This is a genomic window from Vibrio sp. JCM 18905 (genome assembly GCF_055393305.1).
This window is the reverse complement of the sequence record NZ_AP043880.1, coordinates 1,408,462-1,432,742: the sequence shown is the minus strand read 5'-3', so window position 1 is coordinate 1,432,742 and position 24,281 is coordinate 1,408,462. Positions and strand designations below refer to the sequence as shown.

Genomic DNA, 24,281 nt, shown 5'->3' with positions numbered 1-24,281 from the left:
AAATATGAACTTTCATGTGTCATTTTTTTGTCTCACCGTCATAAAAACCGCACAAAAAAAGCCAGCAAAATGCTGGCCTTTTGATTACTTGTTACTCAGACAGATTTATAAAATGCCTGAGTTATTGACGTTCTGTTCTCATACCCATCAATAAGCTCACACACATTGCAAGCAGAATGAAGGTAAACGGTAGTGCTGTAGAAATTGCACCTGCCTGAAGCGCTTGAACTGCTTCTGAGCCACCAATCCACAGTAGAGCAACCGCAATTGCACCTTCCATAAATGCCCAGAAAACACGTTGAAGTACAGGAGCGTCGACTTTACCGCCCGCTGTGATGCTGTCGATAACAAGTGAACCAGAGTCAGAAGACGTGATGAAGAACACAAGTACCAACACAACAGCAATGATTGAAAGCATGCTACCAAATGGAAGAACATCGAACATTTGGAACATAGCAAGTGAAACGTCAGTCAAACCATTCGTGCCCAACTCACCTACTTTATCAACAACTTGCTCGATCGCTAGACCACCAAATACTGACATCCAAACAACAGTAACAGCGGTTGGAACCAATAGAACGGCTGTAATGAATTCGCGAACGGTACGACCGCGAGAAACACGCGCAATGAACATACCTACGAATGGTGACCATGAAATCCACCAAGCCCAGTAGAATACTGTCCAGCCTTGGAACCATGCCTCATCTGTACGACCAAACGGGTTACTTAGCGGAATAATATTCTCTACGTATGCCATAAGTGTGGTTGGAATCGAGCCTAAACTCGCAGCCCAACCGATAAGACCAACAAGAATCAGTAGCAAGAACGCCACAACCATGTTGATGTTACTAATGACTTTAACGCCACCATCAATACCACGTACGACTGAAACAACAGCAAGCAAAGTTACAACGGTAATGACGACGATTTGTAGGCCCAGGCCTGGCTCAACACCAAATACGTGATGAATACCACTTGCCGCTTGTTGTGCACCTAAGCCCAGTGACGTTGCAAGACCAAACAAGGTCGCAAGAACGGCCAAGATATCCACGATATGACCAGCCCAGCCCCACGCGCGATCACCCAGAAGCGGGTAGAAGATCGAGCGCATAGAAAGCGGTAAACCTTTGTTGTAGGCAAAGAATGCTAAAGAAAGTGCTACAACACCGTAAATTGCCCATGGGTGAAGACCCCAGTGGAACATCGTCGCACCCAGTGCCAATCTCGCTGCTTCTGGTGTGTTTGCTTCAACACCGAGTGGCGTTTCATACCAACCAGTGAAGTAAGCGACAGGTTCTGCGACACTCCAGAACATTAAACCGATACCCATACCAGCCGCAAATAGCATTGCAAGCCATGACATGAACGAGTAATCGGCAACAGCGTCTTTACCACCTAGGCGGATTTTACCCATTGGCGAAACGATAAGTGCCAAACAGAAAATAACGAAAATATTACCTGCAATAATGAACAACCAATCGAATGAACCAATGATCTTCCATTTCAGCCCATCAAGTGCCGTCTTTGCGGTATGTGCATCTAGAACTAATGCAGCGACAAGAAACAGCGCAATTAAACCTGCACTAATACCAAAAACTGGGTTATGAACATCAAAACCCCATTTTTGAACGTTGTCTTGACCTACCGTATAGTCGGTACTATCGATACTGTACTTATCTATACCCTTTGTCATCGTTCCTCTCTATTTTTGTACTGTTTTTACGTACCAAACAAAAAAATCTTTCGAACACGATACGTTTTACATTCCGTGAAGGCGCAAGATCCTATCATTTGACACGTTTTTGTCTATCTTTTTGCTATGAAAAAATCCAATAACTTACTTTTCACTCAGCAATTTCCGCCTTTAAAAGGATAAACCACTAGCGCAATAGTTAGACCACAAACATTTATTGCTATAATAATTTTAGGTCTTCTTATTTTGTCTACACGACGCGACAAAATGAAATTGGAGACACTACTTAAAATTGTAGTGGTAATTTTTGATTCCACCCCTTTAAATAAGGGCGCATTTAAGTTAGTGTCGCCTCGATAAATGTTCCCTACAGACTGGATGAATAAATTGGAAAAGTACGAAGAAGTATTGGTCTCGATTCGTCAGATCATCCGCGCTATTGATTTACATTCTAAAAAGCTGAGCAAAGAGTCTGGATTGACCGCTCCACAGTTGATTTTGATGCGTGCTATCAATGAGTTAGATAACGTAACGATTAAACAGTTGTCTAGCCACACTAACATGAGCCAAGCGACCGCAACGACCATTCTAGATAGACTAGAACGAGGCCAGTTTGTTGAGCGTCAACGCAGTGTTCAAGACAAGCGTAAAGTGCATGCTGTACTTACGAGCAAAGGCCAAGAAGCCCTAAAGCAAGCACCAACGCCATTGCAGGAACACTTCATTAATCGATTCCAAAAATTGGAAGAATGGGAGCAGTCTCTGCTGCTATCTTCCGTTCAACGCATCTCAACAATGATGAATGCAGAGGATATCGATGTCGCTCCAATGCTAGAGCTTGGCAGCATTACAAAAGTCGATTAATTTCGCTCTCACGTGCTCGCTTTTTGCGGGCACTACTCTCCTACTCCGTTAACCCTGTTTCAAACGCATATTTCGCTAGCTCCGCCGTCGAATGTAAATCCAACTTGTGCTTAATGTTGTGGCGATGCGTCTCTACCGTTCGGTAGCTAATGTTAAGTAGTGTGGCGATTTTCTTACTGCTGTTTCCTTGAGCGACTAATTTAAGCACCGCTTCTTCCCTGCGGCTAAGTGGATTCGTTTTTTGAGTGGCTGGCACCACCTCTTGGGTAAAAAGCGTTTGTGTGACAGACTCACAGAAATACGTTGAACCTTGATTCACCGTTTTTATTGCTTGCACCATTTTCTCGGCCGAGATTTCCTTGAGCATGTACCCTACTGCGCCAGCTTGCATGACTTTCATGATGTATTCACGGTTATCGTGCATGGTCAGCATAAGTATTTTGCTCTCTGGTCGCTCTTCTTTAATTACCCCAGTCGCTTCAATACCGTTCATTATCGGCATGCTAATGTCCATCAAGATGACATCAGGCTGAAGGTGCTTTGCGACTTCAATCGCTTCCAGCCCATTGCTTGCCGTACCGACCACTTCAATGTCAGGCTCTAACTCCAAGCGAGCCATGAAGCCATCTAAGACCACTTGATGATCATCAACAATCACCACACTAATCGGTTTATCCATAAACTAATTCATCCAAATTAAGCAGCACGGTAATCTCTGTTCCTAAACCAAGCTCACTCATCAGTTCAAACTCACCACCAATGAACTCTACACGCTCTTGCATGTTCCTTAACCCAATCCCTTGTTGGTGCACTGCTTGGTTAACCACAAAGCCAACACCGTCGTCACGTATGAGTAATTGCAGCATATTGCCCATTTTTTGCAAAGTAACCGTCACTTTTTTCGCTCTTGCGTGTTTTTCGATGTTGTTCAAAGACTCTTGAGCAACACGATACAAGGTCGTCGCGACTTCCGACGTCAGTTTGTACTGCTGAGTATCAAAATTACTTTCTATATCAATCCCAGAGTGAGAGTGAAAGTCTTGCAGTAAAGTGGTCAGTGCCGCCTCTAAGCCGATATCATCAAGGGCGCTAGGACGGAGCTGATGAGAAATATGCCTTACTTCATTTATCGCGGTGACCAATGAGCGTTGCGATTTGTCTAAGTGGGATTTGAGTTTTTCGTCTTCCAGTCTATGACTCATTAAATCCAAATGACATTTACTAGAAACTAACAGCTGGTTGATTCCATCATGCAACTCTCTCGCTAGATGCTTTTTCTCATCCTCTTGAAACATGACGGTTTTATGTGCCAACTCTTTAAGGTTTTTATCGGCAAGACGGTGTTCATGCAGATTGATCGCTAAAGTGAGAACTATAATTACAGCAACGGTCACCGCTAAGATCACGACGACCGAGAAAAAAGTCGTTTCGATATTTTTGTTCACCGCAGCACGCATATTGGCAACTTCTTGGCTGACGTCCTCAATATAGAGCCCTGTCCCTATCATCCATTCCCACTTATCGAGCCATGCGGCGTAGCTAAGCTTTGGGACGACTTCACCCGTAGATGGCTTTTGCCATAGGTACTGATGAAATCCGCCACCTGATTGAGCTTGATACAACAAAGCTTCTATTAGACGATCGCCATTTTCATCTTCAAGATAGAGTAAGTTCTCCCCGACTAGCTCTGGAAGAACAGGATGTACAAGGTTGGTGCCGTATTTATCGTAAGCAAAAAAGTAGCCGTCTGCTCCGTAGCTTAAACGGTTCAAAATCGCTTTCACACGTGTTTTAGCAACGCTCTCTTCTAAGGTTGGATCGTTGTAGATATAAGAAATGGAGTCAAAGGCGACGTCGACCGTGTCTTTCAGCGCCGCCTCTTTTGATTGGATCAGGTTTTGATGAAAGATCTCTACCTCCCTTTTGCCAAGAGTCTTGGTTTGATAGATAGAAATCCAACTGATACTCGCTGACACCAATACCACGGGTATCAATGTCAGCAGAATTAACTTTGCTTTGAGAGGCATCCCTTTCCTCCATGAAACGCTGCTTTACAGCTCACTATCTTAGCAGCACAAATAACTCGACTTCGTCCGCCTAGACATAAATAGCAGCTTAACAACTTGTCTCAAAAGGTAAAAACTCTCAGTTCACAAAATCTCTTTTATTATCGAGTGATCAACTCATGCCATAAAAGCCTGGGAAAAACAGCAAAGAAGCCAACACGACAATTTGAATCGCGATAAACGGCATCACACCTTTGTAAATATCTCGCGTAGTGACACCTGCTGGTGCGACGCCTTTTAGATAGAACAAACTAAAACCAAATGGCGGTGTTAGGAATGATGTCTGTAAGTTCATTGCGATAAGAATCGCAAACCACGTCATGTTGATACCCATCAACTCAGCGACCGGCGCAATAATTGGCACGATGATAAAGCAGATTTCAACGAAGTCGATAAAGAAGCCTAAAATAAGAATCACCACCATGGTAATGATGAGGAAGCCCCACTTTTCTCCAGGCAGTTCTAGCATCCACTCTTCGACTAGATAATCACCGCCAGTGTAGGTAAATGCCATTGAGAAGGCGGTTGCCCCTAGTAAAATAGCAAAGACCATTGCGGTTACTTTAACGGTTTCTTTCGATGCATCATAAATCATCGACCAACTAAACTGCTTATACAGTAACGACAGAACTATCGCACCAGCGCCGCCCAGAGCCGCTGACTCTGTTGGCGTTGCAATCCCAGCAAAGATGGAGCCCAATACCACAATGATCAGTGCTAGTGGCGGTAAAACGGCTTTCAGCGCGGTGAACACTTCTTGCTTTCGACTGATCGACTCATCGCGCTCTATCGCCTGTGCGGCTTGAGGGTTCAACTTCGCGTAAATAAGAATGTAGATCACATAGGCGCCAACAAGTGTAATACCGGGCCAGATTGCAGCTTGGAATAAGTCCCCGACCGGAACGCCGAGTACATCCCCTAACAAGATCAACACGATAGAAGGCGGGATAATTTGTCCCAAGGTACCAGACGCACAAATAGTCCCACACGCTAAACCTTTGTCGTAATTGTATTTAAGCATCACAGGGAGTGAGATCAGCCCCATCGCAACAACTGATGCGCCGACTACGCCCGTTGACGCGGCAAGTAATGCGCCAACTAATACTGTCGAAATAGCAATACCACCACGGACGCCGCCAAACAGACGTCCCATTGACTCAAGCAGTTGCTCTGCAAGCTTCGTCTTCTGAAGTACTAGTCCCATGAAGACAAACAATGGTACGGCCATTAGCACCGTATTTTCCATAATGGATTGAATACGATATGGCATGAAAGCAAACATCTCGATGCCTTCAGCCCAAACACCAAAAATCAGTGCAATACCGCCAAAAGTAAAGGCAACGGGGAATCCCAATAAAAGCGCAAAGAGCGCGACAAAAAACATCACTATACCGATCATAATGACTTCCTTTTACGACTTACCGTTATTACCGGCATAGATAAGATGAGGGTTAACAATCTTGTTGATCGAATGCAGCAGCAGTCCAATGCCACTAACTGCCATAAAGAAAAATGACAGCGGAATCATCGCTTTGATGATCCAACGATATGGCAATCCGCCTGGATCACCAGACGTCTCGCCTAGCGCGTAACTTTCTTTGGCGAAATCGATACCAAACCAAGCCACCAGTAGGCAAAAAGGGAATAAGAAAAATAGCGTGCCTATGATGTCGATGATGGATTGTGCTTTGTAAGATAAGCGTTCATAAAAAATGTCAACGCGAACATGGCCACCAGACTTAATCGCGTAAGGCACACCAAGCAGAAATACGGCGGAGAATAGATGCCATTCCATTTCTTGGAATGCAATGGATACATCGTTGAATACATATCGCATCACAACGTCGTAAACCACATTCACCAACAATAAAATAAACAGGATGCTGGACAACCATCCGAGAAAATCGCTAAAGCGGTTAAATAATCGCTCAATATAAATAAGACTTCTCATTCCGAACTCCGTGGAACGTTTGGATACGCTCCGCTATGGTGCGGAGCATTCATTATGAAGTTTTCTTGGGCTTCGTTCGCAGGCTAAACCTCTCGGCGTCGCCTGCGTCATAACGTTATTGTTGAGCTTGACTGTTTAAGTAAGCTCGGTGTGAAATGTCTGACCAAGGTCGAACTTGATTCATGTAGTTCGCTTGCGACTCTTGAATCTCTTTCGCCAAAGCATCTTTTTCTGCGTGCTCTTTCAACAAACGATCGTTTGCTTCTCGCAACGCAGCCACTACTTCAGGCGGGAAGTCTTTGACTTCAACATTTGGGTATTCAGATTTGATAGATGCCCAGTTTTTGCCACTTTCGTGTTTCGATTGCGTGTACATATCGTAAGCGGCGGTTTTCATTGCTACTTGTAAAATCGCTTTTAGATCATCAGGTAGACGGTTCCAAGTACGCTTATTAACAAGGAACTGAAGCTCAGTTGCTGGCTCATGCCAACCTGTGTAGTAGTATGGCGCGATTTTGTGGAAGCCCATGCGCAAGTCCAATGATGGACCAACCCACTCCAAGGCATCAATTGTGCGACGCTCTAGAGAGGTATATAGTTCACCAGGGGCGATATTCGTTGGTTTTGCACCTAGCTCTGCCAAGATCTCACCAGCAAAACCTGGGATACGCATTTTCAAACCCTGCAAATCCTCGACGGACTTGATCTCTTTCTGGAACCACCCGCCCATCTGAGTATCGGTATTACCGCCAGGGAAAGACATCAAATTATGTGGAGAGTACACCTTCTCCATCAGCTCCATACCACCGCCGTAGTAAAACCACGCATACTGCTCAGTTGGTAACATACCGAAAGGCATAGAAGTGAAGTAAAGTGTGTTTGGAACCTTGCCCTTCCAGTAGTAAGACGCTGAGTGGCCCATGTCGTATTGACCAGACTTAACCATATCAAACACCCCAAAAGGCGCTTTGTGCTTGTTTGCGGAATCAATACGGATTTGCAGACGCCCGTTGGACATCTCCTCTGCCATTTTTGCCATGTTTTTTGTCGCATCACCAAAAATAGGGAAGTTAGGTCCCCAAGTTTCAGCAAGCTTTAAACGATAGACTTTTTCAGCAGCATTTGCAGAAGTCACAACGAATGTCATCGCGGCAACGACAGCGGTTGTTTTGAGCACTCGTTTTAAAGATTTTTGGATTAGACTCATCGTTCACGTCCTTTATCACCAAGGTTATTGTTGTCATCCATTTCATTAGGATTGGCTGTATTCGGTATAAAAGATGTAACAATGTGGTCGAATGCGAAATGGGCATGAACACGGAAGCGAGTAATTCATCAATAAGACATTAGCCTTAGGTATTACGTATAACTACGTAGGACAGCCGTTATGCGACAAGTTTAACTATCATAAAATTAATGAGTTACTTTTCCCTTAACGATGTAAAAAGAAAAATGATACGTACGTACTTCTCTGCCAAAAAATTTACATAGTATTTAAGAAAATGTGACAAAGCACTTATTGGCAGCGTTAAAATCAATACCTAATGGATTACTTTCAATACGAAGATAAAAAAATACCCCGGCATTGGCCGAGGTATTCAATCTAGAACGGTAGCGGTAATTAAACTGCTTTGTAGATAACTTTGTTACCTGCTAACTGCTCTTTTTGAACTAGGTTTTCTTCAAGAAGCTTCTTCAGTGCGCCAGTAGCCCATGATGCCGCTTTAGTATCTTCTTGACCTGCAGCTAGACCAATGCCTTTAGGGTTAATACCTTCAGCATTTGCTACAACGATGTCTAATACTTGTTGTTGCTTAGGAGTAAGGGCAACATCAACTGTTTTCACTGCAGCTACTTTTTTCTCAGCTACTACTTTCTCCGCAACAGCTTTTTCAGCAACAGAAGGTGCTACTGCTTTTTCGGCAACAGGCTTCACTGCTTTAGGTGCTGCAGCTAAGTTTGCTACTGTCGCTTTAATGCGTTTTTGCAGTTTCATCTGCACTTTACGCTTATGAGCAAGTCTCATTGAATATTTCTCCAGTTCACTGCATCTCAGCAGGGATGAAAATTTGAAGCGCGTTTTATACCAAAATTCACAAGCAATTTGTAGGTTTTAGCGGCGAAACGCGATGAAAAATGCGCTCAAAGCATAGAACGTCTACTATTTAATCAGATATTTTATGAACGGATTTATTGAATACTGGGTATAAAAACAGAGGTTTCTTTTATTTCAAATGCAAGTCAATGCACATTTAGTCATCCACGCATTTTTGATCAAGTATTCGATGAGGTTATAAGCATGGAAACGCTGCACCTAACAAATTCACATTTCAAACCCGACTCCCCTATCAACAGAATACTTTTGTTGCTCGTTGCACTGATAACCCTGTTTTTGGTTGTCATTTCTCCGGGATGGAAGCAAGCCATGTTGTCGGTCATTTTGATGTCTGCAATTGTTGGTTTCGCCATCTTGATGATCAAAAAAAGCCAAGTCACTTTTACGCTGACAGCTTCTCACTTCCAACAACATCTTTTTAAAGGCGGATGGGTCGTCCGATGGCGAAATATTGAGTCAATAGGGATTTGTAGCTACCAGCAGGAAGGGTGGCATCAGCCGCTACCTTGGATTGGTATTCGTCTAAAACACTACTCACCTTATTTGGATTCGATCTGCCCTCGTATAGCGACAGAAATTCTCCTTAGCCAACGCGCACTACTTTATTTAGGTGCGAAGCAGAATCAGTGTGAAGAAAAGTTTGAAGATATGGTGCTTGATCCTAAGCCATACATAAACAGCAACGGGGTTGAGTATAAAGGCTTGCTGGCGATGCTCGCCAACCGTATGAAATATCAAAGAGGATTTTACGGCTACGATCTGTTTATATCAGCCAGTGACCTAGATCGTGAAGCAGAGGATTTTGTGGGACTGACTCGGCGATACTTAGCTGCCGCCGAGCCAGAATAATGCTTAGTACACGCGCTTTTAGTAAAGCGGCATCTCGTCAGCAACGAACGGGTTAGTTTTACGCTCGTGACCGAAAGTCGATTGAGGGCCGTGACCTGGGACAAACGTGACATCATTGCCTAAAGGCCACAATTTCTCTTTGATAGAGCTAATCAAGGTATTGAAATCACCTTGTGGGAAGTCAGTTCGTCCAATGCTACCGTTAAACAATACGTCGCCCACAAACGCCAATCGCGCTTCTTCACTATAAAGAACAACGTGACCAGGGGTATGACCTGGTGTGTGGAATACCTTTAATACTTGATTACCAAATGTGACAGTGTCACCCTCATTTAACCATTGATGCGGTTCAAAGGCTTCAGTCAATGGGAAACCAAACATTTGGCTTTGCCCTTCTAGACCTTGTAGCCAAAAATTATCCGCTTTATGAGGACCAATGATCTCAGTACCACCAAGCATTGCAGCCAGCGGCTCTGTTCCGCCAACATGATCTAGGTGACCATGGGTTAGCACCAAGTTGACGATCTCGATGCCAAGCTCTTTAATGAGCATAGCAAGTTGCTTTTCGTCACCGCCTGGGTCAATAACGATGCCTTTCATCGTTTCATCACACCACACGATAGAACAGTTTTGAGAAAAAGATGTCACTGGGACAACTTGGTATTTCAGAGCCATAGAAAACCTATTACCAAACAAATTTGCGTTAAAACTGGCGCAACTATGACACTAACCCCATGCGACTTCAAGACCTGCTGAGGCTTGCTATTGACTTACCAAGAACGCACAGCACCTGTATCGATATGGACAAAGTTACTACTTGGATAATACCCAACACCACCAGCTTTCAAGCTAATTGCTGCATCGCGTACAGTAGACAATTTCACTCCATCAAGACGGAAGTCTATGGCCTTACCTTCCATGTGAAGACTTTTCTTTGCCACTCCGCTAGCCCCTTTACGCAGGGACGCATTGGTCAAAGGCGAACGGTAACCAGAAATTACAATGACTTCTGCATCTGTACCGATCAGCTTTTGAATCTGGCTGATTTGATCGAACAAGCGTCGATCCATCGGATGAACTTCGTTTCGACGGTGATCACGACAAAACTCATTCAGCTTTTTTAGTTCATCATCAAGATAGCGTCTACCATCGAAATAGCATGTTTCAAGGAGCTCTCCAGTATTAAGGTTGTTCATCGCCAACTCACGTGGCTCGTCAGGGAATGAAGCCCATGAAATCGATGGCAAGGCAGATGCCAATACTACGCCACCAGCGGTCATTTTAAGGAAATCTCGGCGGGAAAAATTACGACTTACCATTTCAAAAAACAATGCTCAACAACTAAACAAGTCGCGGACATTACCCAAACACATTTGTCACGTCAAATGCATAAATCGCTCCACCCTAATTTTAAGACGTGGTGATTAACGCTTAATTATTGAACAAACAGAAGATTCTTAGTTTTGTAAATTTTACTTAAAGATTTCAACTACGGTGATCGTATTTATAGATATCATCTCGGTAGTAAAGTGTTCCCTCTTCTAGCCATGCGGTTTGATAAATAATGTGCACTTGGATGCGTTCTCCTAAAGGAACCGACGTGTTAGAGCGACGCGTACTTTCCCTTTTTTTCGCTAAGCGCTCTTCTAGTCCCTGAGTTTTGAATAAGAGCTCCGCCAGTTGGTCGGCATGTTCAACGCGGACACACCCGGAACTGAATGCGCGTCTATCTCGTTCGAACAAGTTTTTACTTGGCGTATCATGCAAATAGATAGCTTGGGGGTTTGGCATATTAAACTTATACAATCCCAATGCATTGTGTAAGCCCGATGCCTGTCGCATACGATAAGGAAATGTTCTCGGATTCACCGTCGCCCAATTGATGGTTGTAGGGTCAATAATTTCGTTTGACGTCCAAGACCGGATGATTTGAATGTTATGGTTAATCAAATACATCGGATTACGTTTCACTTTAGGAATGATGTCTTTCACCATTATGGTCCATGGCACATTCCATGTGGGGTTGAGAATGACGGAGTCAAGCGTTCCCGACATGATTGGTGTTTTTCTTGAGGCTCTGCCAACCACAACTTTAGACTCGAACAACGGTTGACCATCGTGCCAATACGTTACTTCGTATCCAGGTACATTTACAAAGACAACATTATCTCTGTCTTTGGACCAAATCCTTGAACGTTCTGAGTTCAGCGCCAATAGGTGCAATCGTTCTTGAGGAGAAAAGTTGATCCATCGAATGGTATTCGGGCCAATCACCCCGTCCTCTTTCAAGCCATGAATACGCTGAAACTCTTTCACCGCTAACTCTAATTCTTCATCATACTGTTGGGTCGTGATATCTAAATACGATACATCCACACCAACCACTTCCATACGCTCAATCAGAAGCGGTTTATTTTCTAATTGGTCACCAACACGGGCAAGGCCCGTTTGTTCATAGAGTGGGTATTGATACTGAGCATGCTCGGATAAAGAGGAGTAAGCGGAATAAAAAGCTTCGTCCGTTTGTAAAGGAGAACGAAGACTTGCTAAGAATTGACCAAGTTTGCCAACCGTAATTTCGTTACTCAGTACGGACAAAGTATCGATGCTAGGAGCAGGTAAAATCACGTGGGCTTTGTTAGCAAATAACCAATTGATACCTTCTTCAGGGAGCTGCTCGAGATAGCTGAGATACATCAACAGTGAATCTGTCATCACCAAATCAAAGTCGAGGTTATCTCCCTGCCATCGAACTTGGTTTATACGATGGAGTTGATTCTCGAATTCGTCCGTGACGCCAGCAAGAGCAACCAAGTTTACTTGAAAAAGAAACTGCTCAATATCGCTTTCATTTTCCCAGTTCAAACGGTAATTGGTACTTTGATAAAGCTGGTCAATCACCTCTGGATAATGGATCATTTTTTCGACAGACAGCTTTTGTACCGCTCCCTCTTGCTCTGTTTGTGCAGAAGCTTCGAGAGAAACGACGGTAGAAAAGCTGAAAAACGGCACCATAAGTGCCGTCATGATTAAAACCCTAGCAAACACTGAAACGATCCTTGCGCTACTTGCCATAATGAAAAGTATGGCAAATATCTCACAGCTTGCAGGTTTAAAATTAAGAATCTGATGTCGAAATTAACATCAAGTTTCTTTATCTATTTGGGTTCAAACAATCTTTGACCAATGGTTATCCCATTGAACACCACTAAAAGAAGCGCTTTTATGTGTTGTTGGCCTTTGCTCAACCACTTTGCCAGCACCAGAGCTGACCCTGAATTCCTTTCCATACGTCACTACTCCCGATGCATCTGGCAAAGCACTTAACTCAACCAACTTACCTGTAGCTTTGGACCATATCCCATAACAACTGCCCGGAGGAGAAGTCGCAAGGATCCATTCATCCGTCGCCGCGATACTCGCGACATAGTGATTAAATCTCGCCCACTCTTCGGGTTCCGCATGCAAAGATTGCATCACGCCTCCACGAGTGTGCATCGCAAGTAAAGCTGGGTATTCATCCGGCTCTCCACGATATTGCTGACCACACAGTACCGTCTCTGCACCATCATGCGCTAAATGACGGATGCTCAACTTATAATCTGGTAAAGAGACTTGATCCAACAGCTCACCTTCTTGTGAAAGGTAACTCAGGCTTGGTCTCATGCTATCAAGATTGAGCGGTTCACGGCCGTTGGTGTGTACGCCACCGACGCCAATCGCTAATGCGCCATCAGGCATCATGATCACTTCATGAGGGCCAAGGCCAAAACCCGTTAACTCATCGATCTTTTGATATTGCTTTTGCACATCATAAACACCGATGATCCCACGGCTTGTGCCCCTTTCTCCTTCTGTAGCAAATAGCAACGTGCCGTCACGGGAGTAAACACCATGACCATAGAAATGGCGATCCGGTTTTGCTAGCTGCAGCTTGATCATCTGCTCAGAGCGATAATCAAACACCATGAAGAAAGTTCCTGGTCGACGACCAAAGACCACAGCGTGACCTTGTGGGTTGGTCGCCACACCATGACCACGCTCAGGAATCGGCAACGAAGATAGCGGCATACCATGCTCATCGGCCACTACCGCTGCGTATTTATCTCGGCCGATGATTGAGCAGCCAATCAACGCTGGTTGACGTGAACGTGTTGAAGCACAACCAAATGGCATCATAGGTGCGGCCGCACCAAAGAGTGCGGCTTTCAGTAAGGTTCGGCGGGTTTGATCAGTCACCATCGGTTGCATTAAATCCTATAACCACGCCAAGCTCGATCGCCACCTCTTCATGGATCAAGTACTTCAATTGCTCTAGCTTATTGTATTGAGCGAGTACCATGCGGTAGCCTTCTTTACTTTGTAAAGCCGTGAACAAACTCTTATCTTCCGGCCATGTTTCCAACGCCATTTCAAACTGGTGAACAACACGGTCTGCGAGACCTGCATGGCCTTGCTCTCTTAGTAGCGCATCTAGACCATTACCGTTGGCAAGATACAGCGCTTCCATTGCTTCAAGGTTTGCTTTTAAGTTTGAAAGCGACGTCTCTGAACGCCAAGATTCAGAAAAGTAAGGACGAGGCTGACCAATTTTAGCTAACGGTCTGCTCAGCTTTTTCATGCTGTAGTCAAGCTGATTAGAGAGCAGCGAAATGTACTCGGATTTCCATTCCGTCATCTCTAACGACTTCCAAGGATTTTGTGCCCAAGAATCTGCGATGATCTGCGCTTTGTTCTCTAGGTTTTCAGCAATTGCAACACCTGTCGCACAGGTATTGCTGTTGCTAGATAAGGTCGACGCTTTATCGTAAAGCAGCCATTCTAGTGCACCTAGGCCTTGCACAGTAACACTTTGCGTGGAGATCTTTTCCGCACTCCAAACTTGGTCAGATTTCGTCAGCACAGACATTTTTCGGCCGGTGGTGTTCTTTTTATCTGGCCAAAACTGGACATTCCAACTTTGCTCCAACGCCGTAGCAGGGCCACGCTCTTGACCTTGTAATGCCATCCACGTCAGCATAGTTTGGTGCCATTGCTGTTTTACTTGCGCATCATCTTTCGTCTCTGATGTGCAGTAATCCGCGAAGCTTTGTTCTAGTTCTGTGGTTTGCCCTAAAAATGTCTGCGCTGATTGAAACTCAACTTCGTAGACCGCTTGAGAAATATGACTTGTACTCTCAGGCTTGGCAGAGCTCGAACCGACTGTCGATTGGCAGCCAACCAAACTTAACGTTGCGGCAACCGCACTCACTAACAGTGTTTTTTTCATGGTTGCTTCCTTATAGAGAATTCAGAAACGCAATCAATGCGTCACGTTCTTTTTTATTCAGTGCTAAGACGTTTTGTTTCGCCGTTTCCGCTTCACCGCCGTGCCACAGTACCGCTTCCATCAGATTACGGGCGCGGCCATCATGTAAGAAGTAAGTATGCCCGTTTACTTCTTCGGTATAACCAATGCCCCATAGGGGTGCCGTTCGCCATTCACGGCCGTTTGCTAAGTACTCAGGACGGTTATCGGCTAAACCTTCACCCATATCGTGCAGAAGCATGTCTGTATATGGATGGATAAGCTGCTCAGAAAGCGCTGGTAACTCTGGTCGCTTCGCCGTTTTGACACTGGTCTTATGGCAGCTTTCACAGCCAGCTGCAGCAAAGATTTTCTGACCGAGTTTTACGCTAGGATCGTTCACATTACGACGAATTGGCACAGCCAAGTGCTGGCTGTAAAACTCAACGAAGTCGAGAATATTTTCACTCACTTCTGGTTTGCCGCCATTTGGCATGTCGTCACAAATACTTTGTTTCGAGGTACAGTTTTCATTGGGGAATAAATGGCTCGTCAGACCCACATCACCATTGAATGCTGCTGCATTTTGCTGCATTAACGTCGGTTGTCCGGCTTTCCAGCCAAAACGACCAATCGAGAAATCGTCCTTCTCAATATCCCAAACCTTGTTTACTTTACCTGAGATACCGTCTTTATTTGCATCTTGTGCATCAGCCCATGCAAGTAGCGTTTCGTCAGGAATACTCTCTAACAAACCAAGGCCGATCATTGGCGGTGCCACACGTGCTGAAAACTCGGTATCTGGGTGCATATCGCCGTAACCCAGATCGGTAATGTTCAAATAAGGTTTTCTTAGTGTCACCGTCGTACCGTCTTTAAATTTTACTGGCACATCGGTGTAAGTAATTTCGATTTTGCCTTCTGGCGTTTGATCTTGCAGGGCGAAATCTTGGAGCTGGCCGCCATAAGTCGGCTCAGGTATAACGCCGTCTCTGATGTACGCTGTTTTTTGTTCTGACGTCATCGCAGGGATGCTCAAACGCACTAACATGGACACCGCATGCAAATCATTTTGCTCTGGAGGATGACCACGACCATCTTTGATGTGGCAGTTTTGACAACCATTTGTATTGAAAAGAGGTCCCAAACCATCTCTGGCATCGGTAGACGCTGGCGCTTGTACCCAAGGGTTGCGGAAAAAACTATTGCCCACGCTAAAATCAAGACGTTTACTCATAGGAAGGTTCGCGGCAGGAAGAGAATACGCGTTGGCGCCTTCTTTTTTGACGCTCGTTTGTCCACCAGATTTCATATCATACGCGATAGCAGTAGAAGAAAAGATCACGGCCAAGGCCGAAATTAAGTATGGCTTCATATCATTGCTCTAAAATACAACAAGAGGGGTGGGATAACAGCGAGTTAAAACGGTAAAGGGCTCAAACGAGCCCTTTCAATTATTTTTTGTACTTTGATTAAAACTCGTGGTCAGCAGTATCAGGGCTTAGGCTATCAATGCCAATGATACCCGCAGCACGTTCAATTGAACCGGTTTGAGCAACCAATGACATGATGGTGTCATTCACTAACGTGTTGCCTTGTGCATTACCCGCTGCAATTAACTGGTCGAAGTGTTGGTTGTTCTTCTCTGCAGACGTAACCAATTTACCAACTTGATTACGCGTAACATCAAACTGCTTCTGGATCTCTTTAGCTGCTTGTTTGTCTTTTTGAGCCACCAGATCAGCAATACTCGGACCAGAAAGCAATGTGCCGTCTTCACGCTTGTAAAGACCTGTGTAAACGTTATAGATGCCCTGCTCGTTGTAGTAATGAGAGTTGTGCGTATTGTCTGAGAAACAATCGTGCTCATCTTCTGTCGAGTTTGCTTCCAACGCCACCTTCATGCGCTCACCAGCAAGCTCACCTAAAGACAATGAACCCATACCGAACAACATTTTACGTAGGCCATTATCCGCAGAATCATTAAGAAGCGTTTCACGGTAGTTGCCTTTCACTTCCGCAGACCACTGTTTTTCCATCCATTCAAGGTCTTGAACTAGTAGATCGGCTGCCGCTTTTAGGTACTCACCACGACGGTCACAATGACCATTCGTACACTCAGAACCGACAACGAAGTCCGTGTAAGCGCGCTGACCTGCGCCTGCGTTTGTGCCGTTTAGGTCTTGACCCCAAAGTAAGAATTCAATCGCATGGTAACCAGAGGCCACGTTTGCTTCAGAGCCACCTACTTCGTTGAGATCCGCTAGCAATTCTGGAGTAATTTTTGAAACGTCTAGTTTAGAAGCACCAATCTGTAGACTAGTGTTTGCGATGATGTTTGCAGCAGCGCCTTCGTTACCGAGTTCATATTGGTAATCTGTCGCTACGTAGTCAATTAGGCCTTCATCAAGTGGCCATGCATTTAACTGCCCTTCCCAGTCATCAACAATCGCGTTACCAAAACGGAATACTTCAGATTGTTGGTACGGAACGCGAGAGTCTAGCCACGCTTGTTTTACTTCTTCAAGCTTATCCGCTGATGGCGATTTTAGGAATTCGTCGATTTTTACGTCGAGCGTTTTCGCCGTCGTCACTGAGTCAGCAAAGACTGCATGTGCAACGTCTGCATAATGTTCAACGACTTGTTGTTTCGTTACTTGGGCAGCAACGGTAGAACCACTGGCAATGAGGAGTGATGCAGCAATAGATTGGACTAAAACTGTTTTTGCATTCATCTGAAGCATCCTTGTTGAGCAATTTATTTGTTTTATTCGTAGTGCTAATTATTCTTATTTGCACTATTAGTCACGAGATAATACAAATTTACAATTTATTTTCAACTCTAGATACAAAAAAAGCCTCATCATTGTGAGGCTTTTAACATGCAAAACTGATAATTTAATAAATAAAATCAGAATTTTAGATTGTGCTTACCATGAGAAACTTTTGCTTTTAGGTAGCTTTCATTACCATCTTTAATATGTGCAGAGGTATTGACAACCTCAACAATCTCGATGCCGTATTCTGCTAATTCACGGATTTTCTTAGGGTTGTTGGTCACAAGGCGAATTTTACTTACACCTAATGCTTCGAGCATTTGCGCTGCTTCAGTGAAATCACGCAGGTCATCGTCAAAACCCAAATGGTTGTTTGCTTCATAGGTGTTCATACCTTGGCTTTGCAAACGGTACGCATCAATTTTGTTGTATAGACCAATACCACGACCTTCCTGACGTAGGTATAAAATAATACCGCCAGATTCGCCCATGCGTTGAATGGTTTCTTCTAATTGCTCGCCGCAATCACAGCGGGATGAGTGAAAAACATCACCAGTAAGACATTCTGAATGCATACGCACCAAAGGCGTTTCTTGCGTTTGATCCGCTTGCCTAAAGATAACTGCCACATGCTCTTTATCTGTCTTCAGGCCACGAAAAGACAGGATTTCAGCATCGATATTACTTTTAGCCCCGACTTTAAAATCTACTCTGGCACGTACTTCCGCCATATCTATACTCACTCGATTTATTGCTTGATGCGCTTGATGCGTTTTCGTTATTGCATTCATGGGATTCACTCATTGCTCTTCAACTATGGGGATTGATACCGCATTTTTCAATATAGAGATCACAATTGAGAGCAGTTATCCCCTAAAGACAGCCAAAGAGAACAACTCCCCACGCTGACGAATTGTTATAGTATAACAATTTTGAAAAACTACAATAAAAAACCCCAGACAAATTTTGTCTGGGGTTGATAATGAGTTGTATGTAGGGGTGATGATTTAATGTGTTTGGCTACGTTTCCAAACCGTAAGCTCTATCCATACCGCTTCGAGTTCTTGAATTTCTTCTTCGGTTAATACGGCAAGAGACGATGTAACTTGAGGCAGTTTCGAGGTTTGCAATGCACGAATCTGCGAATAAAAGTCTTTTTTTAACTGTAATATAACTGAATCCACTGCGTGCACCTACTTAGTTCTTTTATTACTTCTCCAGCTCAAATCGTTGATTTTCTTTATACTGGAATCTTCATAAATTCGGAAAAATGATAACATTCTGTTTGTTATCTGCACGATTTATTTCCCATAGTGGAATAGTGGTCACATTATTGACGCTTTATCATTTTGATCGAAAATAGGATAAAAAAGATCAAAAGTAATAGAGGAAAGATCCACAACGCTGCTGTCGAATAATTAAATGGTGGCTGATACAAAACGATATTCCCATATCTCTGAACCAAATAATCTTTTACCTCTTGATCCGTACTTCCTTCGTTTACCATCGAGTACACTTTCAATCTTAAATCTTTAGCGGCTTGTGCATTAGATTCAACAAGGTTTTGGTTTTGACATTGTGGGCATCGCAAAGCTTTGGCTAATGCATTTGCTCTTTGTTGCAGTTCAACGGAATGAAATTCAAACAGATCAACATGCTGCGTAATTTGCTCTGCTTTGACCCAAGAAGAACACAAAGAAAACAAAACAATAATGAAGTAAGCATATTTAAAGTGAGACATTAAAATACCCCGAAAATAACGAGTTCCATTTGTCTATTGTTAACTTACCTCTATATTTGATCAAAACGTTGCCATTTTGATCAATTAAGTAAGTTTCAGGTGTTCCTATTACACCAAGTTCAACCGCCAGTTGCCCATTAGGATCGGATATAACTTCGGTATATGGATTGTGTGAAGAGCTCAAATAGCGTTTAGCCGCGCTCTCTTTATCTCGATAGTTAAGACCAACGATGGGCACACCTTGTCGAGCTAAGTTGAGCAAATCATCATGTTCTTGTTTACAAACCCCACACCAAGACGCCCAAACATTCAATAGCACATAACCTTGATTTTCTAGTACTGCATCGGTGATTCGATTGCCTGAAATAAGTGAGTAAGCGGTAAAATCCGGGATAGATAACACACGATTTTGTTGTATCTCCACGTTTGGTCTATCGGATAATGCCATTGTCGCGGTGACAACAAAAATCGCAACTAACAATATGAGAACGATCAGTTTAAGCGTATTTTTCGATCTCATTACCTTTTCCCCTTCGATTCGTCATACTCCCCAAAGTACTTATTACGATTAAAGCGCCACCAAACCATATCCACCAGATACCCGCCCGATATTGCACTTTAATTGCGTAGGCGCTGTTGTCGAGCTTGTCACCCAAAGTGATGTAGTAGTCTCCATGCCATAGTGATCGAATAGCGGGCTCGGTCATATTCATCACGCGTACAGGGTAATGCCGTTTCTCGGGTTGAAAGTTCAGCGCCTTACCGCTCTCCAAATAAAGATCAACACTTCCCTGTTCTGCGGTGTAGTTCGGCCCAACTAACCATTCAATCCCATGGTAATCAACGGTGATACCCGCTTTTTGATACGAGCTACCAGGCTCTGCCCGTAAGTTGTATTCATACGAATAGTCACTATTAAATACTGCCCCGCTTGCACCCAACGCAAAGCCAACATGAGCAAGAAACATAGGCATTAATTTGCTCTTGTTTTCTGCACAAAACAGCAATAGCACATGAGAAACCACTACCCACGTCGCTAATACCAGAGTAATCAAAGTCGTTATATGAAGCTCTTTAGTAGCAAAAACGAAAATAGCGCTAACCGCAATAACATGAATACCGACAAACCCAATGGTTTTAACGGCATGAGAACTGGCTCCTTTCGTCCACTTCAACACGGGCATAAAGGCGAGAAAGGTCAGAGCAAGTAATGTAAGGGGAAAAACGAGGCTGTTAAAGTAAGGTGCCCCAACGGATATATTACCCAAGCCAAGCAGTTGATAAAGCATTGGGTAAAAGGTACCGAGGAAAACAATCGCCATACAAACAACGAGAAGTCCAATAGCGATGTATACCATGTAGGCACGACTTATTAACGAATCGAGCGTAAAACGAGGAATATGTAGCCCTCGCATAATGAGCACACCAAAGGTGACAATCACCAAAATGCTGAGAACAGCAAGAAGTACTACACCTTTGGTTGGATCAACCGCAAACGCGTGTACTGAGGTTAATACACCCGATCTCACCACAAATGTGCCGAGAATACTCAAACTGAACGTCGTAAAAGCCAATGCGTAGGTGCTCCAAATTGCTCCTTTATTACGCTTCGACAACACACCGCTATGCAGTAGTGCGGTACCCATTAACCAAGGCAGCAAAGACGCGTTTTCTACCGGGTCCCAAAACCACCACCCGCCCCAACCTAACTCATTGTATGCCCACCAAGAACCGATCAAAATTCCAATTGTTAGCGTACCCCAAGCAAAGAAAGCGGCACTACGGGCAACACCATACCATTCATTTATAGGTCGTTTCGCTAATAACGCAGCTAAGGCGAACGCCAGTATCGCGGCATAACCAACGTAACCCAAATACAACAGCGGCGGATGAATAATAAGCCCGATATCTTGCAACATCGGATTGAGATCTCGCCCCTCCAACGCTAGCGTCTGAGCATACTCAAAAGGATTGGACGTGGTGAGGGTAAACCAAGCGAAAATAGCAATAAGTAAGTTCATGATACCCAAGCAATCGCCTGTATATTGAGTGCAAACTGGCGACTTGATAGCAATAAAAGAGGCCCATAAGCTCAACGTAACCACCCAAAACAACATAGACCCTTGATGGCCGCCCCAAGCAGCTGCAATCTTAAACGCGATAGGTAACTGGCTGTTCGAGTGTGTAACCACATACTCAAGCGCAAAATTATCCTGAATAAAACAGACTATCAAAAGCGCCAAACAAACTAAGGAGGCTAAGCTGATAATATGAGACGTTGCGGTTTGGTGTGGCAACACTCCCTTCTTCCGCAGCGTAAAGCAAACCCAATGCAGCAGCGTCGCACATGTCGATGCGACAGCCACCAATATCAACAAAAAGAAACCGAGCTCAGCCTCCATTTAGCCTCCTTACACGATGGTCATTTGACCAGCATAGAGAATGAAAGTACGCAGCATGAGTACGCCAACCAAACTCAACGTTGTGACCGCAAAAACGTAACTTCCTCTATGACGAACTTCTGAAGGCGTTAGCCAGTTTAGTGTCAACGGTGTGATCATTCCGATGAGCACCACCCCAACCCAGAACCACTGAGCCCAGAACCCACTCGAAATGGCATTCCAAGCCGCGGCTTCATTTTGCCCGCCACTAAAGATAAGCCCAGTAAAGAATGTCACTAAGACAAACAGCTCAAACAATACTACTGGGCGTTCAAATCCGTGTACCCAAGACACACTTGGGCTGCTGGTCGACTCTTTAAACACCAAGATGCCGAACATCAAGCATGCTGCTGCGCCAGATGACAGACTAGAGAACAGGAACAAGATTGGCAGTACTGGATTGTTTAGCATTGGGTAAGTCTTCAATGCAGACAATAAGAAGCCGGTGTATGCCGCAAGCATGATCGCTAAAAAGCCCAAGAACAACTCAATCGCGTTGTTGGCTTTCCCTGCTTTAATCAAGATGCCATCGGCAAAATCCAACAGTTTGCTCGGTAACTTCCCTTCACAAAAGCTGATGATTTGATGGCGGAAGATAACGCCGATCCAAACAAACAGCACTAGCATGTACACTTGGAACAAGATCACGCCCATCGACATCACAGACGTTGGGTTGTAGTAGATCATGATCTTCCAAAACTCAAGCGGTTTAGTTAAGTGGAAAATCAAAATCACTAAGCCAGAAATAATGCCAAATGGCGCTAGCCAAGCCATCGCTTTCATAATGCCGTTGTTTGCGGGATCACCTTCAATCACTTTGCGTTTTAAATAGATAGAAATCATCACCGCACCTGCTGACATCCCAGCGAGGAATAAGTAAATCGCAATAATCCAATCCCAGACTAACGAGTCAAAGTGGAATGCACTTTCGAAGCCGTTCATGATGACACCTCCCCTTTGCTATGCGGAATTTTGTACAGTTTAGGCTGCGTACCTAAATGCGATTTATCGCGATAGACAACATGGCTTTCAATGGCTTTGCTCACCTCACTAGTTGGGTCATTCAAATCACCAAAAATGAGAGCTTTTGTTGGGCAAGATTCCACGCAAGCTGGCTGCTTACCTTGTGCTAGGTTGGTATCACGGCAGAAGTTACATTTATCCGCAGAGTGATCGACTGGATTAAAGAAACGCACTTGGTAAGGGCAAGCCGCTAAGCAATAACCACATCCGACACATTTCTCTTTGAGTACATCCACAATGCCCGTCGCTTCATCTTTGTATGCAGCACCTGTTGGACAAACGTACACACATGGTGGGTTATCACAGTGCTGACAGGATTCGCGAGTAAACTGGTATTCCACATCTGGGAATTCGCCAATCGGTTCACTGCGATGAATTTTAAGTCGGGTCACGCCTTCGGGGACTTTATTTACTTCGCGACAAGCATCAGTACAGGCGGTACAGCCAATACAGGCATTTTCGTCATGAACCATACCCATGCGTTTCGCTTGTTCACTGTTGCTGGCATAAAGAGAGGAGCTAACAACGGAAGTGCCTGCAACGCCTGTAGTTAAAATCAACGCGCCGCTGCCGGCTAAAAAGTTTCTTCTCGAACATTTCATGCTATCTCTCCTCTTCTTTGGCAAGTTCAGGTTCGACGGCAAATTCAGAGTGACAATCCACACACTGCTTGATCAGTTGTTTTCTGTCGTACGACAACGCTTTGGTTTTCGCTGCGTGTACATCGTGGCAATTTGAACAAGTGAGGTTTTTGGCGTGCACATCGTGCGTCCAATGCTTTTCTCTTAACTTAAGTGGCGCGTGACAATCCACACACTGGCTATTAGCTTTGAGAATCAAGCTTGGGTCAAGGGACACTTTGTCGTGCACCGCTTTCGATTGCGCAGCAGAAAACTTAATCACATCGGGTGCACCTTCACGGTGATCAGGGCCGATGTTGCTGTGACAGTTAGTGCAATTGAGCTGCTTACCTTGACTCAATAACGCTTGCGAATCATGCGATAGATTCAGAGTATCTTTAGCATCCTTATGACATTGAAGACATTTATAGTCTCGGTCACGGATCAACTCGACTTGATGACGCTCAGCTTGAGCACCTTCAACTGGCTCTGAAGAAGTCGCATGGGCGGCGGTGAAAAAACCATAGATGGCAAAGATGAAGAGAAATTTCAGCATTGTCTCTATGGTCAATTTTATATTGCCCATATTTTTCTTTCCTTAGCTCGATAATAATTGATAACTCTTATCAACTATTATTTGAGCAACAATTAATTTCCTCTGAAGATATTTTTACACCTTCAAATGACATCAATTCTTATTTTGGAAAGCCACAACGCTAAACCTGTATTTATAATACCTCTATAATTCCTAAGAGGTAGAATCACATGTTCAAAAAGCGACCTTAATCACCTTATTTTTAGAATGGTTATACCCATAACACGCTGTGATTAAAGGGGATTACAACATACCACT

24 protein-coding genes are annotated in these 24,281 nt (G+C 44.2%); 2 read left to right on the top strand and 22 right to left on the bottom strand.

Annotated features, from left to right (window positions below):
* Positions 1-121: 121 nt before the first annotated feature.
* The gene (locus ACZ5ZC_RS23270; protein ID WP_005394723.1) at positions 122-1,693 is read right to left on the bottom strand and encodes a BCCT family transporter; all 1,572 of its coding nucleotides are present in this window, start codon (positions 1,691-1,693) and stop codon (positions 122-124) included.
* Positions 1,694-2,080: 387 nt separating this feature from the next.
* Between ACZ5ZC_RS23270 and ACZ5ZC_RS23265 the strand changes: the two genes are divergently transcribed.
* On the top strand, positions 2,081-2,557 hold the full coding sequence (locus tag ACZ5ZC_RS23265) for a MarR family winged helix-turn-helix transcriptional regulator (RefSeq protein ID WP_031780419.1): 477 nt from the start codon (positions 2,081-2,083) through the stop codon (positions 2,555-2,557).
* A 40-nt stretch (positions 2,558-2,597) separates the two neighbouring features.
* Here ACZ5ZC_RS23265 and ACZ5ZC_RS23260 read toward each other — a convergent pair whose 3' ends face one another.
* The 6 genes from ACZ5ZC_RS23260 to ACZ5ZC_RS23235 all read right to left on the bottom strand — a co-directional run bounded on the left by ACZ5ZC_RS23260 (position 2,598) and on the right by ACZ5ZC_RS23235 (position 8,600).
* The gene (locus ACZ5ZC_RS23260) at positions 2,598-3,236 is read right to left on the bottom strand and encodes a response regulator (RefSeq protein WP_005394727.1); all 639 of its coding nucleotides are present in this window, start codon (positions 3,234-3,236) and stop codon (positions 2,598-2,600) included.
* Positions 3,229-4,584 carry a cache domain-containing protein gene (locus ACZ5ZC_RS23255; RefSeq protein WP_005394729.1) on the bottom strand — a complete coding sequence of 452 codons (1,356 nt, stop codon included), beginning with the start codon at positions 4,582-4,584 and terminating at the stop codon, positions 3,229-3,231. The genes ACZ5ZC_RS23260 and ACZ5ZC_RS23255 overlap by 8 nt, the downstream gene beginning before the upstream one ends.
* Before the next feature lie 151 nt (positions 4,585-4,735).
* Positions 4,736-6,022 carry a TRAP transporter large permease gene (locus tag ACZ5ZC_RS23250; RefSeq protein ID WP_005394731.1) on the bottom strand — a complete coding sequence of 429 codons (1,287 nt, stop codon included), beginning with the start codon at positions 6,020-6,022 and terminating at the stop codon, positions 4,736-4,738.
* A 12-nt stretch (positions 6,023-6,034) separates the two neighbouring features.
* Positions 6,035-6,574 (bottom strand): TRAP transporter small permease subunit, encoded by a 540-nt coding sequence (locus tag ACZ5ZC_RS23245; RefSeq protein ID WP_012841642.1) that lies wholly within the window; start codon positions 6,572-6,574, stop codon positions 6,035-6,037.
* 115 nt (positions 6,575-6,689) lie between these two features.
* Complete coding sequence (locus tag ACZ5ZC_RS23240) at positions 6,690-7,781, bottom strand: TRAP transporter substrate-binding protein (RefSeq protein ID WP_005394734.1); 1,092 nt, start codon at positions 7,779-7,781, stop codon at positions 6,690-6,692.
* A 414-nt stretch (positions 7,782-8,195) separates the two neighbouring features.
* Positions 8,196-8,600, bottom strand: coding sequence for a hypothetical protein (locus tag ACZ5ZC_RS23235; RefSeq protein WP_005394736.1), 405 nt, complete (start codon positions 8,598-8,600; stop codon positions 8,196-8,198).
* A 273-nt stretch (positions 8,601-8,873) separates the two neighbouring features.
* Between ACZ5ZC_RS23235 and ACZ5ZC_RS23230 the strand changes: the two genes are divergently transcribed.
* Positions 8,874-9,539 (top strand): DUF2982 domain-containing protein, encoded by a 666-nt coding sequence (locus ACZ5ZC_RS23230; RefSeq protein WP_048625698.1) that lies wholly within the window; start codon positions 8,874-8,876, stop codon positions 9,537-9,539.
* Positions 9,540-9,557: 18 nt separating this feature from the next.
* On the opposite strand, the gene ACZ5ZC_RS23225 is transcribed toward ACZ5ZC_RS23230, so the two are convergent.
* From ACZ5ZC_RS23225 to nrfB, 15 genes are all read right to left on the bottom strand, one after another.
* Positions 9,558-10,214, bottom strand: a complete 657-nt coding sequence (locus tag ACZ5ZC_RS23225; protein WP_048625699.1) for an MBL fold metallo-hydrolase — start codon at positions 10,212-10,214, stop codon at positions 9,558-9,560.
* A gap of 95 nt (positions 10,215-10,309) precedes the next feature.
* Entirely contained in the window at positions 10,310-10,858 is a 549-nt protein-coding gene (locus ACZ5ZC_RS23220; RefSeq protein WP_048625700.1) for a peptidoglycan L,D-endopeptidase MepK, read from the bottom strand.
* Between the two features lie 166 nt (positions 10,859-11,024).
* Complete coding sequence (locus ACZ5ZC_RS23215) at positions 11,025-12,587, bottom strand: L,D-transpeptidase family protein (protein WP_457786027.1); 1,563 nt, start codon at positions 12,585-12,587, stop codon at positions 11,025-11,027.
* 120 nt (positions 12,588-12,707) lie between these two features.
* Positions 12,708-13,790, bottom strand: coding sequence for a DUF1513 domain-containing protein (locus tag ACZ5ZC_RS23210; RefSeq protein WP_464932335.1), 1,083 nt, complete (start codon positions 13,788-13,790; stop codon positions 12,708-12,710).
* Complete coding sequence (locus ACZ5ZC_RS23205) at positions 13,771-14,808, bottom strand: imelysin family protein (RefSeq protein WP_054867926.1); 1,038 nt, start codon at positions 14,806-14,808, stop codon at positions 13,771-13,773. The genes ACZ5ZC_RS23210 and ACZ5ZC_RS23205 overlap by 20 nt, the downstream gene beginning before the upstream one ends.
* 10 nt (positions 14,809-14,818) lie before the next feature.
* Positions 14,819-16,201, bottom strand: coding sequence for a di-heme oxidoreductase family protein (locus ACZ5ZC_RS23200; protein WP_464932334.1), 1,383 nt, complete (start codon positions 16,199-16,201; stop codon positions 14,819-14,821).
* A gap of 97 nt (positions 16,202-16,298) precedes the next feature.
* Complete coding sequence (locus ACZ5ZC_RS23195; RefSeq protein WP_047009973.1) at positions 16,299-17,561, bottom strand: imelysin family protein; 1,263 nt, start codon at positions 17,559-17,561, stop codon at positions 16,299-16,301.
* A 176-nt stretch (positions 17,562-17,737) separates the two neighbouring features.
* Positions 17,738-18,394: a GTP cyclohydrolase II gene (locus ACZ5ZC_RS23190; protein ID WP_005394759.1), complete on the bottom strand. Its 657-nt coding sequence runs from the start codon at positions 18,392-18,394 to the stop codon at positions 17,738-17,740.
* Between the two features lie 216 nt (positions 18,395-18,610).
* Positions 18,611-18,787, bottom strand: a complete 177-nt coding sequence (locus tag ACZ5ZC_RS23185) for a hypothetical protein (RefSeq protein ID WP_005394761.1) — start codon at positions 18,785-18,787, stop codon at positions 18,611-18,613.
* Positions 18,788-18,933: 146 nt separating this feature from the next.
* A complete protein-coding gene (nrfF, locus tag ACZ5ZC_RS23180; protein ID WP_005394762.1) occupies positions 18,934-19,344 on the bottom strand; it encodes a heme lyase NrfEFG subunit NrfF in 411 nt (136 codons plus the stop codon).
* Positions 19,331-19,864: a DsbE family thiol:disulfide interchange protein gene (locus tag ACZ5ZC_RS23175; protein WP_170902998.1), complete on the bottom strand. Its 534-nt coding sequence runs from the start codon at positions 19,862-19,864 to the stop codon at positions 19,331-19,333. Before ACZ5ZC_RS23175 ends, nrfF begins: the two co-directional genes overlap by 14 nt.
* Positions 19,842-21,746 (bottom strand): heme lyase CcmF/NrfE family subunit, encoded by a 1,905-nt coding sequence (locus ACZ5ZC_RS23170; RefSeq protein WP_464932333.1) that lies wholly within the window; start codon positions 21,744-21,746, stop codon positions 19,842-19,844. The genes ACZ5ZC_RS23175 and ACZ5ZC_RS23170 overlap by 23 nt, the downstream gene beginning before the upstream one ends.
* A gap of 9 nt (positions 21,747-21,755) precedes the next feature.
* Positions 21,756-22,727 carry a cytochrome c nitrite reductase subunit NrfD gene (gene nrfD, locus ACZ5ZC_RS23165; protein ID WP_464932332.1) on the bottom strand — a complete coding sequence of 324 codons (972 nt, stop codon included), beginning with the start codon at positions 22,725-22,727 and terminating at the stop codon, positions 21,756-21,758.
* Positions 22,724-23,410 (bottom strand): cytochrome c nitrite reductase Fe-S protein, encoded by a 687-nt coding sequence (gene nrfC, locus ACZ5ZC_RS23160; protein WP_464932331.1) that lies wholly within the window; start codon positions 23,408-23,410, stop codon positions 22,724-22,726. The genes nrfD and nrfC overlap by 4 nt, the downstream gene beginning before the upstream one ends.
* A 1-nt stretch (position 23,411) precedes the next feature.
* Entirely contained in the window at positions 23,412-24,014 is a 603-nt protein-coding gene (gene nrfB / locus ACZ5ZC_RS23155) for a cytochrome c nitrite reductase pentaheme subunit (protein WP_012841633.1), read from the bottom strand.
* Positions 24,015-24,281 lie beyond the last annotated feature (267 nt).